16 protein-coding genes are annotated in these 15,429 nt (G+C 73.4%); 5 read left to right on the forward strand and 11 right to left on the reverse strand.

Features of this window, described 5'->3' with window-relative positions; genetic code table 11:
- Window positions 1-55: 55 nt before the first annotated feature.
- Window positions 56-748, forward strand: a complete 693-nt coding sequence (locus WMF28_RS41310; protein ID WP_437483500.1) for a response regulator transcription factor — start codon at window positions 56-58, stop codon at window positions 746-748.
- Here the strand turns inward: WMF28_RS41310 and WMF28_RS41315 are convergent.
- Complete coding sequence (locus WMF28_RS41315) at window positions 730-1,671, reverse strand: hypothetical protein (protein WP_437599229.1); 942 nt, start codon at window positions 1,669-1,671, stop codon at window positions 730-732. The genes WMF28_RS41310 and WMF28_RS41315 overlap by 19 nt on opposite strands.
- 158 nt (window positions 1,672-1,829) lie before the next feature.
- Here WMF28_RS41315 and WMF28_RS41320 point away from each other — a divergent pair, with 158 nt between their 5' ends.
- Together WMF28_RS41320 and WMF28_RS41325 are read left to right on the forward strand one after the other, a co-directional pair.
- Entirely contained in the window at window positions 1,830-2,510 is a 681-nt protein-coding gene (locus WMF28_RS41320; RefSeq protein WP_437599231.1) for a HEAT repeat domain-containing protein, read from the forward strand.
- Window positions 2,510-3,337, forward strand: a complete 828-nt coding sequence (locus WMF28_RS41325) for a class I SAM-dependent methyltransferase (RefSeq protein WP_437599233.1) — start codon at window positions 2,510-2,512, stop codon at window positions 3,335-3,337. The genes WMF28_RS41320 and WMF28_RS41325 overlap by 1 nt, the downstream gene beginning before the upstream one ends.
- Window positions 3,338-3,383: 46 nt before the next feature.
- Here WMF28_RS41325 and WMF28_RS41330 read toward each other — a convergent pair whose 3' ends face one another.
- Together WMF28_RS41330 and queD are read right to left on the reverse strand one after the other, a co-directional pair.
- Window positions 3,384-3,668, reverse strand: a complete 285-nt coding sequence (locus WMF28_RS41330) for a (2Fe-2S)-binding protein (protein WP_437599235.1) — start codon at window positions 3,666-3,668, stop codon at window positions 3,384-3,386.
- A 4-nt stretch (window positions 3,669-3,672) separates the two neighbouring features.
- Window positions 3,673-4,035 (reverse strand): 6-carboxytetrahydropterin synthase QueD, encoded by a 363-nt coding sequence (gene queD / locus WMF28_RS41335; protein ID WP_437599237.1) that lies wholly within the window; start codon window positions 4,033-4,035, stop codon window positions 3,673-3,675.
- Between the two features lie 117 nt (window positions 4,036-4,152).
- Between queD and WMF28_RS41340 the strand changes: the two genes are divergently transcribed.
- Entirely contained in the window at window positions 4,153-4,296 is a 144-nt protein-coding gene (locus WMF28_RS41340; RefSeq protein WP_437599239.1) for a hypothetical protein, read from the forward strand.
- Window positions 4,297-4,323: 27 nt separating this feature from the next.
- Here WMF28_RS41340 and WMF28_RS41345 read toward each other — a convergent pair whose 3' ends face one another.
- The 7 genes from WMF28_RS41345 to hemE all read right to left on the reverse strand — a co-directional run bounded on the left by WMF28_RS41345 (window position 4,324) and on the right by hemE (window position 13,358).
- Entirely contained in the window at window positions 4,324-5,694 is a 1,371-nt protein-coding gene (locus WMF28_RS41345; protein WP_437599241.1) for a GAF domain-containing protein, read from the reverse strand.
- A 155-nt stretch (window positions 5,695-5,849) separates the two neighbouring features.
- A complete protein-coding gene (locus WMF28_RS41350; protein ID WP_437604367.1) occupies window positions 5,850-6,971 on the reverse strand; it encodes an acyl-CoA reductase in 1,122 nt (373 codons plus the stop codon).
- Window positions 6,971-8,161 (reverse strand): acyl-protein synthetase, encoded by a 1,191-nt coding sequence (locus WMF28_RS41355; RefSeq protein WP_437599242.1) that lies wholly within the window; start codon window positions 8,159-8,161, stop codon window positions 6,971-6,973. The genes WMF28_RS41350 and WMF28_RS41355 overlap by 1 nt, the downstream gene beginning before the upstream one ends.
- Window positions 8,162-8,190: 29 nt before the next feature.
- Window positions 8,191-9,549 carry an aspartate aminotransferase family protein gene (locus tag WMF28_RS41360; RefSeq protein WP_437599243.1) on the reverse strand — a complete coding sequence of 453 codons (1,359 nt, stop codon included), beginning with the start codon at window positions 9,547-9,549 and terminating at the stop codon, window positions 8,191-8,193.
- Window positions 9,550-9,592: 43 nt separating this feature from the next.
- Window positions 9,593-10,492 carry a GGDEF domain-containing protein gene (locus tag WMF28_RS41365; RefSeq protein ID WP_012241235.1) on the reverse strand — a complete coding sequence of 300 codons (900 nt, stop codon included), beginning with the start codon at window positions 10,490-10,492 and terminating at the stop codon, window positions 9,593-9,595.
- A 985-nt stretch (window positions 10,493-11,477) separates the two neighbouring features.
- Entirely contained in the window at window positions 11,478-12,263 is a 786-nt protein-coding gene (locus WMF28_RS41370) for a class II glutamine amidotransferase (RefSeq protein ID WP_437599244.1), read from the reverse strand.
- A gap of 45 nt (window positions 12,264-12,308) precedes the next feature.
- Entirely contained in the window at window positions 12,309-13,358 is a 1,050-nt protein-coding gene (gene hemE, locus WMF28_RS41375; protein WP_437599245.1) for a uroporphyrinogen decarboxylase, read from the reverse strand.
- A gap of 246 nt (window positions 13,359-13,604) precedes the next feature.
- On the opposite strand from hemE, the gene WMF28_RS41380 reads away from it, so the two are divergent.
- A complete protein-coding gene (locus WMF28_RS41380) occupies window positions 13,605-14,189 on the forward strand; it encodes a hypothetical protein (RefSeq protein ID WP_437599246.1) in 585 nt (194 codons plus the stop codon).
- Window positions 14,190-14,195: 6 nt separating this feature from the next.
- Here the strand turns inward: WMF28_RS41380 and WMF28_RS41385 are convergent, their stop codons facing one another.
- Entirely contained in the window at window positions 14,196-15,383 is a 1,188-nt protein-coding gene (locus WMF28_RS41385; protein WP_437599247.1) for an amidohydrolase, read from the reverse strand.
- Window positions 15,384-15,429 lie beyond the last annotated feature (46 nt).

Here is a 15,429-nt window from a genome sequence, read left to right on the forward strand (position 1 = left end):
GGCCGGCAGGGCGCTCGCGGGGCCCGTCGGGTTTGTGCTAAGACCGCACTCCGTCGTGGCGGCACGCAAGAAGATCCTGATCATCGAGGACGAGCCTCACATCGTGCTGGGGCTGACGGATGCCCTCGAGTTCGAGGGCTTCTCGGTGGCATCGGCCTCGAAGGGGAAGGACGGCGTGCAGCTCGCGCGGCAGGAGAAGCCGGACGCGATCCTCCTCGACCTCATGCTCCCCGACACCAACGGCTTCAAGGTCTGCGAGGACCTGCGCCGCTGGGACGCGTTCGTGCCGATCATCATGCTGACGGCCCGCGGCCAGGAGATCGACAAGATCCGCGGCCTCGACGCGGGCGCCGACGACTACGTGACCAAGCCGTTCAGCGTGGGCGAGCTCATCGCGCGGCTGCGCGCCCTCTTCCGCCGCGCCGCCCGGCCGGCCGAGGCGCCGGTCGAGGTGTTCACCATCGGCAACGTGCAGGTCAACATGACCGCCCACACGGTCTCGCGTGGCTCGCGGTCGGATCAGCTGTCGTTCTACGAGGTCGAGCTCCTGCGCCTCCTGCACGAGCGCCTGGGCCAGCCGGTCTCGCGCGAGGAGATCCTCCAGAAGATCTGGGGGATCGAGGCCGGGCCGTCGAACCGCACGGTCGACAACTTCATCGTCAAGCTGCGCAAGAAGGTCGAGCGCTCGCCCGACAAGCCGGAGCACATCCTCACGGTCTACGGCTTCGGCTACAAGCTCGCGCCCTGACGCAGCGGCAGCACGTTGCGCAGGTCGCACGGCACCGTCACCGCGGCGTCGGTGATGCGCTTCGGGTCGAGATCCGAGAGGCGCGCGCCCTCGCGGAGCTGCCGCGCCTCGAGGTGCAGCCGGACGAGGCCCAGGCTGCCGGTTTCGCCGGCGTACCCGACCACGTCCCCCGCGTCGAGGCGCGCGCCCGCCACGACGCCGGGGCCAGGGCGATCGAGGTGGCCGTGGAGCACGACGACCCTGCGCACGCGATCCACGTCGCGCGCCTCGCGCACGTCGTGCGCCGTGGCGACCGTGATCCCGGACAGCTCGCCGACGAAGACGACCTCGGCCTTCCCCTCCTGGCCCTCGAGCCTCAGCGCCGCCACCCGCTCGCCCCGCGCCGCCGCGATCTCGACCCCGCCGGCCCAGGACGGCGGCTCGGGCCGCGCGGCGCCGATTGCGGCCACGGGGCCCGCTGGAGGCGGCGCGCCCGCCTGGGCTGGAGCGCCCTCGACGAGGAGGAACCCGGGCGGCTGATCCGGCGCGCCGATCGGGAACGCATACGCGGCCGCGCTCGCCGGACGCTCGGGGCGGCGGGGGATGTGCTCGTAGGCCTGGCCGCGCGCGCCTGCCCCGGCGGGACGCGCCCCGGCCGGGCCGGAGAGCGCCGCCGCGCCGCCTTCGGGGAGCGGCGCGCCCGGCGCGGGCAGCGGGATGCACGCGGCGCCCTCCGGCACGGTGCGGGGGCCGCAGAGCGCCGCCGCGCCCGCCGCGCCGCGGGCTGCGGCCGCCGGAGGGACGATCGCGGGCGGCGGCGGCGCGGGGTCGTCGAGACCGCCGAGCGCAAGGACGAGGGCGGACGCGGCCGCGCCGCGCACGAGCGGGGAAGGGGAGACCGCCGCCCTCGTCGGGCGGGCTTGCGGTGAGCCGGACGCGCGCATGCCTCGAACGGTCTACCGTATCGCGCGCGGCTGGCGAGCGCGATACGGCGCCGCCGGGCCGGCGTGGCCGTGCCCCGCCGTGGACGGGAATCCGCGGGGAACAGGCCCTTGCTGCCTGCCAGCTTGCGGAGGCGGCGCGCTGTTGATAGCTCCTCTTCGTGCAAAATCGCCAAGCTATCGAGACGACCCTGAACAAGCTGTTCGACGCGGAGCGCACGGCTCGCCGGCTCCACGACGATCTGGCCGCCATGCCCGGCGATGCGTTGCTGGACGTCCTCACCGCAGCGATCGCGAGCGCGACGCGCGAGAACGATGAGGACGAGGCGGCGCTCCGGCTGGTGCGCATCGCGTCGCTGCTCGGCGAGCACGAGGGCCCGCGCGCGCTCGACGCCCTCATCGACGTGCTCGCCGCGGAGCACCCCGAGGCGCGGCAGGCGGCGGGCGAGGAGATCGAGCTGCTCGCCTACGACCGGTTCAAGGAGGTCGCGCAGGCGATCGAGCGGGCGCTCAAGCGACTGCCGCTCGGGTCGTCCGCGCTGCCGGAGCTGCCGTACCTCATCGCCGAGGTGCCGGAGCCGGGCGTGCCGAAGCTGCTCGGCCAGTTCCTTGGCCACAAGGATCCGGACGCGGTGGCGGCGGCGATCGAGACCCTTGTCGAGATCGGCGACCCGGCGCACGCGCCGCTGATCCAGCCGCTGCTCGGCGACATGCGCACGGTCGAGCTGGCGGACGACGGCGGCGAAGACGCGACGTCGGAGGTCACGATCGGTGAGCTCGCCGAAGAGGCGCTCGGTCTGCTCGCGCCCTACGACGAGGAGGAAGAGGACGGGGTCGCCTGATGATCGGCCCGCCGCTGAGCGCGGCGGACGCCGTGTTGTTCGAGCACGCGGTCGTCCCGCGCTACATCTCGTTCTTCGCCTCGCTGGCGGTCGACATGCTGCTGCCCTCCGAGGCGGCGCGCATCGTCCACCTCGGCTGCCGGAGCGGCTTCCCCGACGCGATCGTGGCCGACAAGCTGCCCGGCGCGACCCTGGTGGGCGTGGACGGGTCCGCCGCCGCGCTCGATCTCGCGCGCGCCAAGGCGGCGCTGTTCTCCGGGATGAACGCGAGCTACGTGCTCGCCGACGCCCTGCCGACGCCGCTGCCGGACGCGAGCTTCAGCCACGCGTTCACGCTGCACCCGGTCTGCCGCCCGGATGAGCGGGCGCAGCTCCTCGCCGAGCTGCACCGGGTCCTGGTCCCCGGCGGCCAGGCGCTCATCGCGCTGCCGCTGCGCGGCTCGTTCCCGGAGGTGGCCGACATCGCGCGGGAGTGCGCGCTCAAGCAGGACCTCTCGGAGCTCGGCGCGGCGGTCGACGCCGCCTCCGCCAGCCGTCCGACCCTCGAGACCATCGCCGAGGAGATCGAGGGCGCGGGGTTCGACGAGGTCGAGGTCGACGTCCAGCTCATCGCGGTGTCGTTCGACAGCGGACGCGAGTTCCTCGAGGACCCCATCTCGAGACTGATGGTGATCCCCGAGGCGACGGCGATGCTCGATCTCGAGCCGCAGATCATCGACTCGATGCTCAAGTACCTGCACCACGCGGTCTCGAAGTACTGGTCCGAGGGCGTGTTCGAGCTGACCGTGAACGTCGGGTGCGCGAGCGCGCGGCGGCCGCTCGGCTGACGATCGACCCCGAGCGCCGGGCCGGGCGATCGAGGCGCGGCCGGCGCTAGCGGTCGTGCCCGCCGCCGCGGAGGCCGAGCTCGTCGAGCCCGGCGAGCGCCGCGAGCGAGACCGGGTGGTACGGGGGCCGCGGCGTGATCGGCTTCTGGACGTCGCCCCCGCGCTCCTCGATGAGCCGCGCGCAGAGCGCGAGGCACCACTTGCCCTGGCACCAGCCGGTGCCGAAGCCCGTGTAGCGCTTGACGGACTCGATGTCCTTGTAGCCGCGCTCCATCGCGGCCTCGAGCTCGTGCAGGGTGACGTCCTCGCAGCGGCAGACGAGCGTCTTCATCGACCTAGTCGCCCTCGTACTCGCAGCGCGCGTCGCAGGTCTCGAAGATGGTGACCCGGTTCAAGGACGGCAGCGACGGCGCGAGGCGGCTCCAGATCCACCGGGCGAGCACCTCGCTCGTCGGGTTCTCCAGCCCGGGGACATCGTTCAGGTAATGGTGATCGAGCAGGTCGTGGAGGGGAGCCCAGGCCTCGTAGAGGTGGCTGTAGTCGATGAACCACCCCGTCTCCTCGTTCACGGGGCCGCGGATCGCGACCTCGACCTTGAAGCTGTGACCGTGGAGGCGCGCGCACTTGTGCCCCTGCGGCACCTTGGGAAGGCGGTGGGCGGCCTCGAAGCGGAACTCATGCACGAGACGGACGTTCATTGGAGCAGCGGTCATGGGGCGGGCGCAGCGAGGCGTCAACGCCCGGCGGCCTCGCGGGGGGCGGCGGCGCGAGGTCCGGGGTTCCCTCGAGGGGCTCGAGCGGCTATATCCCCGGCCATGCCGCAAAAGCCCGCAGTGAGAGCCAAGAAGAAGCGACGCGACACGAAGCGCCTGGCGAACTGGCGCGCCAAGAAGGCGCTGCAGAGCGCCCAGGAAACGGCGCCGGCCAATCCGGCCGCCGCCGCGCAGCCCAGCAGCTGAGCCGCGAGCACCGGCCCTGGCCGGTGCTCAGCTCGCCGGCTCGTCCTCTCCGTCGTCGTCCGGCTCCGGCCCGGGCGAGGAGAACCCTTTGCGCCGCGCAGCGCGGACGGTCGCGACCTCGGCGCGGGACGGGTTGATCACCAGAAAGCCGTGGTCCGCGTCGAGGAGCGCGACGTCGCCCGGTGACGCCCAGCGGAACGCGCCCGCCACGTCCACGATCGACGGCACGCCGAGCAGCTGGAGCAGCACGAGCGAGCGCGGCCCGGACCGGTCGCTGAGCACGACGCCGACCGGGTTGGCCCGGGCGGAGATCAGGAGATCGAACACCGTCAGCTGGTCGCCGACGAGGACCGCCTTCGACGGGAGCTCGGCCCGGGCGTCCGGGGTCGCCAGCATCAGGATCGCGTCGCAGAGGTCCTCGATGTCGCGGGCGCGGTCCTGCAAGAACGGGTCGCCGACGATCCCGTTGGCGGCTCGCGCCACCTCGCGGGCGACCGTCCCGAGCGCCTGCGCGACGCTCTGCCCGCCGGCCGCGAGCTCGAAGGCGCGCGCGCGCAGGCGGCCGTCGCCGATCATCAGGAGGTAGGTCGAGAGGAACGCCGCGTCCTGCGCGAGCCTCCGCTCCGCCGCGCGCGCGTGGAGGTCGACGAGCGCCTTCTCCGCGATGTCGAAGGCGAGCCGCAGGAGCTTCGGATCGCCGCGGCCCCGCTGCGGGCCGAGCGACGAGCTGGCCGGCCGCCGCAGGGCCGCGATCGCCCCGAGCGCGCGACCCGGGAGGACGGGCAACCCCGGCAGCGTGACCTTGCGCGTGCCCCCGCCCGTGCGCCGCCGCCGCTCGCGCAGCTCGTCGAGCACCTGCGCGTGGCGCGCGCCGGCCGCGATCGGCGCCGTCAGGGCCATGAGGAGCTCGACGTCCCGCGCCGTGAAGGCGCGATCCCCCGCCCGCTGCACGACCAGGGCGCCGAGCGGACGGCCGCTGCCCAGGATGGGGGCTGCCAGGAAGACCGGGAACCGCTCCTCGTGGAGCTCCGGGAACGCGCGGTAGCGCTCGTGCTCGGTCGCCTGGACGACCGAGATCGGGCGCAGGCACTCGACCGCCATGCCCGTGATGCCCTGACCGACCGAGAGCCGCACCGTGCCGCGCGCCTCGCGCGGGAAGCCGACGTTGCCGCGCAGCACGAGCTCGTCGCCGTCGCCCTCGAGGAGGTACAGCGACGCCACGTCGGCGCCGAGGATCGCGGCGATCCGCTGCGGCGCCTCGTCGAGGAGGAGCGACAGCGGCATCGGCTTCGCCACGAAGGCCAGGTACTCGATGACGAGATCCAGGCGCTCGTCGCGGCGTACCTGGATCCTGGCGGAGGTGACCGACGGCGGCGCGTCCTCGTCCTCGGCATCCATACGACGATCGCTATCACACACGGTCGCCCGAGCGCACCTCGCACGCACCAGCGCCCGGGTCGCGCGGCGGTCCAGGCGGCTTCGGCGGCACGACGGGCGCGCTTTCAACGTGCCGCCCGCCCGCCTCGGCGCGGCCGGCGGCAGGTCACCGGACGTCAGAGCGTCCGCAGATCGACCGGGCCGTCCAGGGGCGGGCGCTGCATCCACCCCAGCGCCGAGACCCGCGCGCGCGGCGCCGCGGCGGACGCGGCGCGCGCGAGCTGCCCGCCGCCGCCCGCGCCGATCGCGGTGATCGCGCCGCGGATCGGCGCGAGCAGCGCCGGAGCCGCCTCGGCGCTGCTCGCCGCGACGTGGACGACGCGCGCCGCGGGCGGCAGCAGCAGCGACCGCGGCGCCAGATCCACGCCGACCCCGTGCCCTTCGCCCTCCCAGAACGAGCCGACAGCCTCGAGGGTCGCCCGGTACATGGCCACCTCGGCGCGCGCGGCGCCGTCGAGCGGCCCGCGCGGGACGCGCGCGCCTGCCGCTGCGAGCGCCGCGTGCAGGGCGCGCGCGAGCGCCTCCGCGCGCTCGGCCGGGCCCTCCACCAGCGCGAAGCGCGGCGACAGGCAGCCGCGCTGATCGAACGGCACGACGTCGTCGGCGATGTCCCGCGCCGCCTCGTCGAGGCGCGCGTCGGGGCCGACCACGGCGAGCCCGAGGCCGGCGCCGTGCCCGCGCACGAGCGCGCCGCGGCCGGCCTGGACCCGCAGCGTCGCCACGGTCCGGTCCGAGCCGTAGATGTGCAGCTCGGCGCGCGGCGCATCGCCGGGCGCGCCCTCGCCGGCCGCCTGCGCTCCGGCGTCCCCGAGCGCGACGTCCGCGACAAGCGCGATGGCGCCGCCTTCGCGGCCGAAGCCCTCGTCGGCCTGCAGCGCGCGCACGAGGAGCTCCGCGACGACGGGATCGCGGCGAGACGGGCGCACGAAGACCTCCGGCGCCGTCGCCGCCGCGACGGCGATGGCCCGCAGCGGCGCCGTGCAGACGTTGGCGGCGAGGACCACGTGGCAGCGGCGCGCGCGCCCCGAGGTCGCCACGAGCGCGTCGAGCTCGCCGCGGCTCGGCGCGACCTCGAGGTGGCGGCCGAGCGCGAGCTCCACGCCCTCGGGGGAGAGGCCGCTCGTGGAAGGCAGCCGCCGGCGCGCCTCCTCGCCCAGCGGATCGCGCGCGTCCGCGATCCTCGCCGCCGCGGCGATCACGCGCTCGACCCGGCGGCGCCGCGCCGCGCCCTCGTCCATCACGGGTCGCCGCCGAGCATCTGGTCGATCGCGATCGAGCAGCCGCGCGGCGGCGCCCCGGACGCGCGGCCCAGGAGCTCGACGCCCTCGTCGGTGACGCGCACGCGATCGGCGGTCTGGAGGGCGACGGCCGAGTCGACGTTCGCGAGATCGACGATCCGCGCGAGCCCGATCTCGCCCGCGGGGAGCGGCGCGAGCGTCCCCGGGTCGACCGCGGTGACCCGCGTCCAGGGCGGCGCGAGGTAGAGCCCCGGCGCGGGGCCCTGTCTGCCGGCGAGCGCCGCCGCGAGGGTGCCCTCGTAGAGCTGGCTGGAGAGCTCCGTCATGCCGTACTCGCCCACGACGTGCGAGAGGGGCACCCCGAGCGACCGCGCGATCGACGCCCGCAGCTCCTCCGCGGGCACCTCGCGCGAGCGGCCCTTGTAGCCGCCGGTCTGCATGACGCGGCTCCCTTCGGGCAGCAGCGTCGCGCCCTCGGGCAGCTGCGCCTCGAGCAAGTGGACGAACGCGAACGATGTGCCGAGCACGATCGCCGGCTCGCCCGAGGCGCGCGCCTCGCCGCACGCGCGGGCGAACCCCGCGGCGTCGAGCTCGCCGTCGCGCACGTGCCAGCTCGCCGGCCCCGCGAGGCGCGCGGCGAAGCGATCGATCATGAACCCGAGCGACGAGTCCGGGACCTCGTCGAGCGGCGGCGCGAGGACGAGCGCCCGGAGCCGCGCGCCGTCGGGCCACAGGAGGCGCTCCCCCCAGGCGACCGCGGCGAGCTCGTACGTCGCCGTGGTGCGGAACGGGTGCTCGCCGCGGGACGCCGCGCCGAGGGAGGTCCCGCTCGTGCGGAAGACGCGCTCGTCCGCCCCGGCTGGGTGGGCCGCGACGCGCGCGAACCGGAAGACGTCGCACGGCACCGCGGGGATCTGCGCCGCGCGCTCCATCGCGTCGACGTCCGCGCCGCGCGCCTTGAAGAGGCGGGCGACCGGCGCGCAATGCGCGGCCTGGTGCCGGGCGAGGGCGACCGCGAGCGCATCGAACGTCTCCGGGAGCGCGGCGTCCGCCCCGCGCTCGCCCTGCCGAGGAGAGGCCGCCGCCGCCCGGCCGGCGCCGGGCGAGCCCGCCCTGTCGCGGAGGAGCGACGCCTCGATGAACGCCCGCGCGCGGCGGTGCAGCGCCTCGCTCTGATCGATCGGTCCCACGGGACCGGGATAGCACGCGCCGGCCGCGTCTAGGTCGAGAGCACGCGCGCCAGCGCGCCGGCCGCGGCCGACAGCAGCGCCTCGGGGATGGTGAGCGCCGGCGTCAGCGTCAGCGTCTCGCCGCGCACCCCGCCCGTGAGGACCAGGTAGCCCTCGGCCAGCATCCCGCGCATGGCCCGCAGCCCGAGCTCGGCGCTCTCCAGCTCCACGCCGACCATGAGCCCGGCGCCTCGCACGTCGACGACGCCCGCGCCGCGCCGGAGCGCCTCCCGGAGCATCTCCTGGAAACGCGCGCCCACGTCGCGCGAGCGCGCCGCCAGCTGGCCTGCGCCCAGGGCGTCGAGCGTCGCGAGCGCGGCGCTCGAGGCGAGGGGCGATCCGGAGTGCGTCGAGGTGTGGACCACCTCTCCCTCGCGCGCCCACGCGCGCATGATCGGCTCGGGCGCGACGCACGCGGAGATGGGGAGCCCGCCGCCGAGCCCCTTGCCGAAGCAGAGGATGTCCACCGGCGCCCCGAGCGCTCCCGTGCGCGTCATCGCCCCCGACCGACCGAGGCCGGTCCAGATCTCGTCCGCGATCACGAGCGCCCCGTGCCGGTGCGCCGCGTCGCAGAGCGCGCTCAGGAACGCGTCGGGCGGAACGACGCAGCCGCCCCGCCCGAGGATCGGCTCGAGGAGGATCGCGCCGACCTCGCCGCCGCGCAGCGCCGCCTCGACGGCGTCGAGCGAGCGCGCGGCCCCCGCCTCGTCGCGCGGGTACGGCGCGAACGTCACGCGCTGGTTGAGCTGCTCCGCGAAGGGGGCGCGGTAGCTCTCGCGCAGCCCGCACGCCGCGAGCGGCGCGTACCCGAGGCCGTGGTACGCGCCCTCGAAGGCGACGAGCCCCGGCCGCCCGGTCGCGAGCGCCGCCGTCTTGATGGCCGCGGTGATCGCGTCGCTGCCGCTCTGGCCGAGCAGCGCCATGGGCGCGGGCCCGGGGTGCAGCGCCGCGAGGCGCTCCAGCAGGGTGATCTTCACGTCGGCCGAGTACACGTCGCCGAGGGCGAGCGTCAGCCGCGACAGCTGCTCCTCCGCCGCGCGCCGCACGGGCGCCGCCGCGTGGCCGAGCAGCAGCGCGCCGAAGCCCGCGCACAGGTCGACGTAGCGGTTGCCGTCGACGTCGCACACGTTCGCGCCGTGCCCGTGCGACAGCACGATCGTCAGCATATCGGCGCCGCTCTTCTGCGCCCGCGTCTCGCGGCGCCGGCCGAACGCGGGGCACTCGACGCGCTCGAGCCGCTCGAGGGCGCTCCGCGATCGGGGACCAGGCGGCGGCACCAGGATCTCGGGCAGCGCGGCGCCGCCCTCCGCGCCCGGCGCCGCCGGCAGCGGCAGCTCGCTGTTCGGCATCGTCGTTCCTCCGCCGGGATCTAGCGCGCCCGCGGCCCGGAGCTCAGGCGCAAACCCGGTTTCTCCCGCTGTTCTTCGCGTGGTAGAGCCGCTCGTCGGCGCGCTTGATGAGGTCGTTCGCGGTGCGATCGCCCTCCTGCAGCAGCGCCACACCGACGCTGATCGTCACGCGGATGCTGTCGGCCTGGAAGACGAAGAGGTGCTCCGCGACCTTCTGTCGCAGCGTCTCGCCGAGCGCCGCGGCGCCCTCGATGGACGTCTCGGGCAGGATGATGGCGAACTCCTCGCCGCCGTACCGCGCAAAGACCTCATCGCGGCGGATGCGGCTCTGCACGATGCGCGCGACCTCCTTCAACACGAAATCGCCGGCCAGGTGGCCGTGGACATCGTTGATGCGCTTGAAGTGGTCGATGTCGAACAGGAGGATCGCGAGGTCCCGCTCGTGCCGGCGGCCGCGGATGATCTCGCGCTCGAGCGCCTCGTAGAGGTAGCGCTTGTTGTGGATCTGCGTGAGACCATCGATGATGGTCATCCGGTAGATCTCTTCGTGGTATTGCGCCTCCACGTCGGCGCCGGACAGGAATTTGAAGATCGTGGGGCCGATCTTCACCCTGTCTCCGTTCTTCAGCACCACCTCGCGGGAGATCTGCTCATCGTTGCAGTACGTCCCGTTGGTGCTCCCGTCGTCGACGACCATCCAGGCGCTCGGCCGCTGCTCGAAATGGGCGTGCCGCCGTGAGACGGAGTCGCCGTCGAGCACGATGTGGTTGTCCGCCCCCCGGCCGACCCGCGTCGGGTTGTTCTCCAGCACGAACCGCTTGCCGAGCAGCGTGGGCTCCTTCGTGTAGATCACGACCAGGCAGTCGGTCGTGTTCTTGCTGCCGCCGCCCGGTGGGGGCTGGACCACCTGCGTTACACGAGTCTTTTCGTCGAAGTCACTCACGCGCGCTCAGCCCAACCCGTCGTGCGACCTAGCCTCGACATCGTTCGAGCTCTTCCCGAGACGGAACCTACCGGGGCGCGGCTCTGCAGTCGCGACCCGACGGCTCGATATGCCCTAGCTCGCCCAACGTCAAAGCGTACTGACATGCCCCGACTCCCGTCAAGACGGCCATCCAGGCGGAGCCGTCTTCGATGCTTCCTCCGCCTTCCCGACCCGACAACGGCGCACGTCGCCCTCTGCGCTCCGTCGTACCCTTCCACGCTCTCGGCTTGTTCCCCGCACGCCGTCCACCCCTCGCCGCCGCTTGCTCTGCACTGCATCGCCTGTGCTCGCTGACGCGCCTTGTGGGGCGTTGTGCGCTTGTATCGCAGTGGAGGCGCCGCCCCTGTCTCTCGTGCAGCCCGCGCTGCCGTCGATGCGGCTCTCTCTATGCGTTTCCCGGGCGCGCCGCCACCCATCCGGCGAGCCGTTGAGCCGGCAAGGGAGAGAATGGTTCGCTGGAGCACGATGTGTCTGTTCGGCTGGCATGCCCGCGTGCGGGGATGAGGCTCTGTGAGTTCTGCCTCAAAACCAGGGCGCATCACAACGCTGAACTGAGCGCTGCGCACGCCGCGACCGCGCTGCGCGCGGGCCTCTTTGCGAGCCGTGCCGGTTGGTTGACTTGGCATACGGGGTGCGTAGGATAGACCTGCGTCGCGGCGGAGACCTTCCCCCCCCAGGTCCGTCGCGACGTTTTTCATTTCAGGCTGCCCGTGGCCATCTCCACCCCCGGCGCGGCCGCGTGTTCCTTCCTGGGATGATTCCCGGAACAGCTCGTTCCTCGGCTAGCGATCATGCTCCGTCGCTGCTGGAACGGTTTGCCTCGAAAGGCATCAACGGGCCCAGCCGGAGAAGGCGTCGAGAAACCGACCTCGGCAGCAAGCAGAGTATTGACGAAGCGAGCCCTGCCGGGCGGGTGCCGGCGCGAGAGCCCGGGCGGCGTCGGTCACGAGGGCGACGGGAGCGTCGCGCGCAGCTCGCCGCCATCGAATACCCAGAGCTCGCCCGGTCGCCCCTGGGTCCAGGCTTCGTTGGCCGTCAGCGGCGTCGTCGCGACCACGGCGACGCGATCCTTCGGGGTCGTGACCGCGGAGAAGTCGACGCGGATGTCGTCGTCCACGAGCGTCGCGATGCCGAACGGGGCTTTGCGGACGACGTAGCAGAGCCGGGTCGCGCAGCGGGCGAAGAGGTGGCGCCCGTCGCCGAGCAGGAAGTTGAACGTGCCGTCTCGGCCGAGCTCGCCGCCCAGCGTCGCGATCGCCTCCCAGAGCTCGCTGGTCCGGCGCGGGTAGCCGGGGAACGCGCTGCGGAGCCCCTCCAGCAGGTAACAGAACGCGTGCTCGCTGTCGGTCGTGCCGATGGGGTTGAAGCGGCCCAGCGCGCGGCGCCGGACGCGGCGCAGCGTGCCGTTGTGCGCGAAGACCCAGTGGCGTCCCCAGAGCTCCCGCACGAACGGGTGCGTGTTGGCGAGCAGGACGTCGCCGCGGGTGCGGCGCCGGATGTGGCCGATCGCGAGCAGCGTCTTGATCGGGGTCTCGCCGAGGAACCGCGCCAGCGGGCTGTCGCAGGCGGCGCTCGGGTCGAGGAAGACGCGCGCCGCGCGCCCCTCGAAGAACGCGAGGCCCCACCCGTCGGCGTGGGGCCCGGTGCGGCCGCCCCGGTGCCGGAGGCCGTTGAACGAAAAGACGATGTCGGTGGGGACGTTGCACTCCATCCCGAGGAGCTCGCACATGCTCGAAGCGAGACCATATCACCCCGGGAGGGGTGAGGCGCAGCGTCAACGATCGGGCTCGCCCTGCAGCGACGCGCGCGGGATGGAGTGGACGAGATCGATGACCGCCTTCACGGTGTCGACCGGCGTCTCCGGGATGATGCCGTGGCCGAGGTTGAAGATGTGCCCCGCGCGCCCGCCGGCCTCGGCGAGCACCGCCCGCGCGCGGCGCTCGGCGACGGCGCGCGGCGCGCAGAGCAGCAGCGGATCGAGGTTGCCCTGCACGGCGCGGTCGTGGCCGATGCGCTGCCACGCCTTGTCGAGCGGCGTGCGCCAGTCGACGCCGATCACCGTGCCGCCGGCGTCGCGCTGCGCCTCGAGGAGCGCCCCGGTGTTCGTGCCGAAGTGGATGACCGGGACCCCGGTCGCCTCGAGATCGCGGAGGATGTACCGCACGTGCGGCTGCACGTGCTCGCGGTAGTCGTCGATCGAGAGCGAGCCGACCCACGAGTCGAACAGCTGCACGGCCTGCGCGCCGGCGGCGACCTGGGCGCGCAGCAGGCGGCGGACGACCTCGGAGATCTTGCCCATGAGCGCCGACCACGCCTCGGGATCGCTCCACATCAGCTGCTTCGTGAGCCGGTAATCGCTCGATTTGCCCCCCTCGACGAGGTAGCTCGCCATGGTGAACGGCGCGCCGGCGAAGCCGATGAGCGGCGTCTTGCCGTCCAGCTCCTTGCGGATGAGGCGCACGGCGTCGAGCACGTAGCCGAGGCCCTCCTCGGGCTCGAACACGCGCAGCCGCTCGATGCCGGCCCGGTCGCGCACCGGCTCGTGGATGACCGGCCCCTCGCCCTTCGCGAACTCGAAGGGGGCGCCCATGGGCTCGAGCGGCAGCAGGATGTCGGCGAAGAGGATCGCCGCGTCCATCCCGAGCCGCAGCGGCTGGAGGGTCACCTCGAGGGCGAGCTCGGGCGTCTTGCAGATCTCGAGGAGCGTGTATTTCTTCCTGAGCTCGCGGTACTCGGCCATGTACCGGCCGGCCTGGCGCATGAACCATATGGGCGTCACATCGGTCGGCTCACGCCGGCAGGCGCGCAGGAAGCGATCGTGCATGAAAGGCTCCAGGATGGGTCGAGGGGGCGCCCTCGGGGCGTACCTTCATGTCCGTTCAGCCATCTCCCGGCAACGGGTTTCTGGGAGCGCCGGGCCGTGGCTTTCCGGGAACGCCTGACAGTGTATTTTTGGGAGCGCGGCGTCCGACCCGGGGGTGGGCGGGCCAAGGGGCGACCCAAGCACCGGGCCTTGCGCCGTGTAGACTAGGAATCTATGGCGCGTCCTTCCAGACCTCCCGGCTTTGACATGACGTACAGGCCCGAGAAGCGCATCGCGTTCGGGCCGCCGATGAAGGAGCGCATCCCGGCGCTGCTCTACCTCGGCTTCGCCCTCACCGCCTCGGCGGTGATCTTCTATGGCCAGAACGCTCCTTCGAGCTCGCGGATCTTCCAGTACGTCGTCGAGGGGGATCGCCATCGGCTCGTCCCATCGAGCGTGTGCGCCATCATCCTGTGCGTGAGCGCGCTCGCGATGGTGCTGCGCGAGCAGATGCGCGGCGTGATCGTGCACCCGGACGGGATCGAGCTGCGTGAGCTGCTCGGGTTCGGGCTGCCGCGCGTGCGGCGCTTCGCCTGGTCGCAGATCGACCGCATGGCGGTGCCCTCCGCGCAATCGACGGCCCGCGCCGCCGGCGCGGCCAACGAGGGCAAGCTGGCGAGCAACATCCGGCTGGATCTCTGGGACGGGTCCCGCACCTGGCTGCCGGACGTGGGAGACAGGATCGCGCTGTCGGTGATGCTGGAGCGGGTGGCCCTGGCGCGGGCGATCCCGATCGAGGGGGGGACCGGGCTGATGGACGACCTCGGCAGCCCCCTCCAGGACGACGGCTGACCTGGCCTAGGCCGCGCTCGCGCCGGCCTTCCGCTGCGCGAACTCCTCGCGCACGCCCCTCCGCAGCTCGGGATCGAGCAGGAGATCCGCGCACGTCATCGCCATCGCCTTGGCGGCGATCAGCATCGAGTCCTGGCCGGAAGCGCTCGCCGCCTTGGCGGCGAACGCGTGCTGGTGGCAGGTCGTCTCTCCCTTGCCGCAGATCGCGATCCACGGGTGAATGGCGGGGAGCGCGTGGGACACGTCGCCCATGTCGGTCGAGCCGGTGCCGACGGCGGGGTCCATCTCGACCGGCGAGCGGCCGAGGGCGCGCAGGTGCTCGCCGAAGCGGCGCGCCATTTTCCGGTTGTTGACCATGTTCTTGTAGCCGCCCTGGTCGACGAGCGTGAGCTCCACGCCGCTCGCCATGGCCGCGCCGCGGGCGCAGCGCTCGACGATCCCCCGCACGCGGGCGAGCTCGTCGGTGTCGAGGGCGCGGACCGAGAACTCGGCCACCGCGACCTCCGGGATGATGTTGACCGCCTGGCCGCCGTTCTTGATGAACCCGTGCACCCGGACGCCGTCGCGGAAGTGGACGCGCTGGCCGTCGATCAGCCGGAAGGTGTCGAGGCAGGCCGTGAGCGCGCTGTTCCCGTCCCACGGCGCGAGCGCGGCGTGCGACGGCTTGCCGTGGAACTGGAGCTCGAGCCAGGAGCTGGCCAGCGTGTCATGGGCGAGCAGGTCGCGGTCGAACGGGTGGAACATCATCGCGGCGTCGACGCCCTCGAAGGCGCCCGCCTCGAGCAGCCGGATCTTGCCGCCGCCCCCCTCCTCGGCGGGCGTCCCGACCAGATCGATGGTGCCGGCCACGGCGCCCTTCTGCCGGGCCAGCGCGAGGAAGGCGCCGAGCGCCCCCGCGGCGATCAGGTTGTGCCCGCAGGCGTGGCCGATCTCCGGGAGGGCGTCGTACTCGGCGAGGATGGCGAGGTGGGGGCCCTGGCCCTGCCCGATGCGCGCGCGCAGCGAGGTGGGCATGCCGGCGAGCCCGCGCTCGACCTGGATGCCGTTCTTCTCGACGGCCTCGGCGAGCCACGCCGCGGCCTTGTGCTCCTCGAACCGGAGCTCGGGGCTCGCGTGGATGCGCGCGGCGATCTCGCGGAGCTCCGGGGAGAGGTCGTCGATGTCACGCGGGATGCGGCTCGGGTCGAGGCTCATGGGCGGGCAATACTACCCTGGATCCGCGCGCCTCGCCTGGGCCATG

The organism is Sorangium sp. So ce590, from assembly GCF_051521365.1.
In the GTDB taxonomy this organism is placed as follows: Bacteria; Myxococcota_A; Polyangia; order Polyangiales; family Polyangiaceae; genus Sorangium.

Coding starts and splice junctions, on each gene's coding strand:
- WMF28_RS41350 (WP_437604367.1), bottom strand. CDS start 6,971: ATGGACGAGGGCGCGGCGCGGCGCCGCCGGGTCGAGCGCGTGATCGCC.
- WMF28_RS41385 (WP_437599247.1), bottom strand. CDS start 15,383: ATGAGCCTCGACCCGAGCCGCATCCCGCGTGACATCGACGACCTCTCC.
- WMF28_RS41360 (WP_437599243.1), bottom strand. CDS start 9,549: ATGCCGAACAGCGAGCTGCCGCTGCCGGCGGCGCCGGGCGCGGAGGGC.
- WMF28_RS41345 (WP_437599241.1), bottom strand. CDS start 5,694: ATGGATGCCGAGGACGAGGACGCGCCGCCGTCGGTCACCTCCGCCAGG.
- WMF28_RS41370 (WP_437599244.1), bottom strand. CDS start 12,263: ATGTGCGAGCTCCTCGGGATGGAGTGCAACGTCCCCACCGACATCGTC.
- WMF28_RS41330 (WP_437599235.1), bottom strand. CDS start 3,668: ATGAAGACGCTCGTCTGCCGCTGCGAGGACGTCACCCTGCACGAGCTC.
- WMF28_RS41380 (WP_437599246.1), top strand. CDS start 13,605: ATGACGTACAGGCCCGAGAAGCGCATCGCGTTCGGGCCGCCGATGAAG.
- queD (WP_437599237.1), bottom strand. CDS start 4,035: ATGAACGTCCGTCTCGTGCATGAGTTCCGCTTCGAGGCCGCCCACCGC.
- WMF28_RS41315 (WP_437599229.1), bottom strand. CDS start 1,671: ATGCGCGCGTCCGGCTCACCGCAAGCCCGCCCGACGAGGGCGGCGGTC.
- WMF28_RS41340 (WP_437599239.1), top strand. CDS start 4,153: ATGCCGCAAAAGCCCGCAGTGAGAGCCAAGAAGAAGCGACGCGACACG.
- hemE (WP_437599245.1), bottom strand. CDS start 13,358: ATGCACGATCGCTTCCTGCGCGCCTGCCGGCGTGAGCCGACCGATGTG.
- WMF28_RS41325 (WP_437599233.1), top strand. CDS start 2,510: ATGATCGGCCCGCCGCTGAGCGCGGCGGACGCCGTGTTGTTCGAGCAC.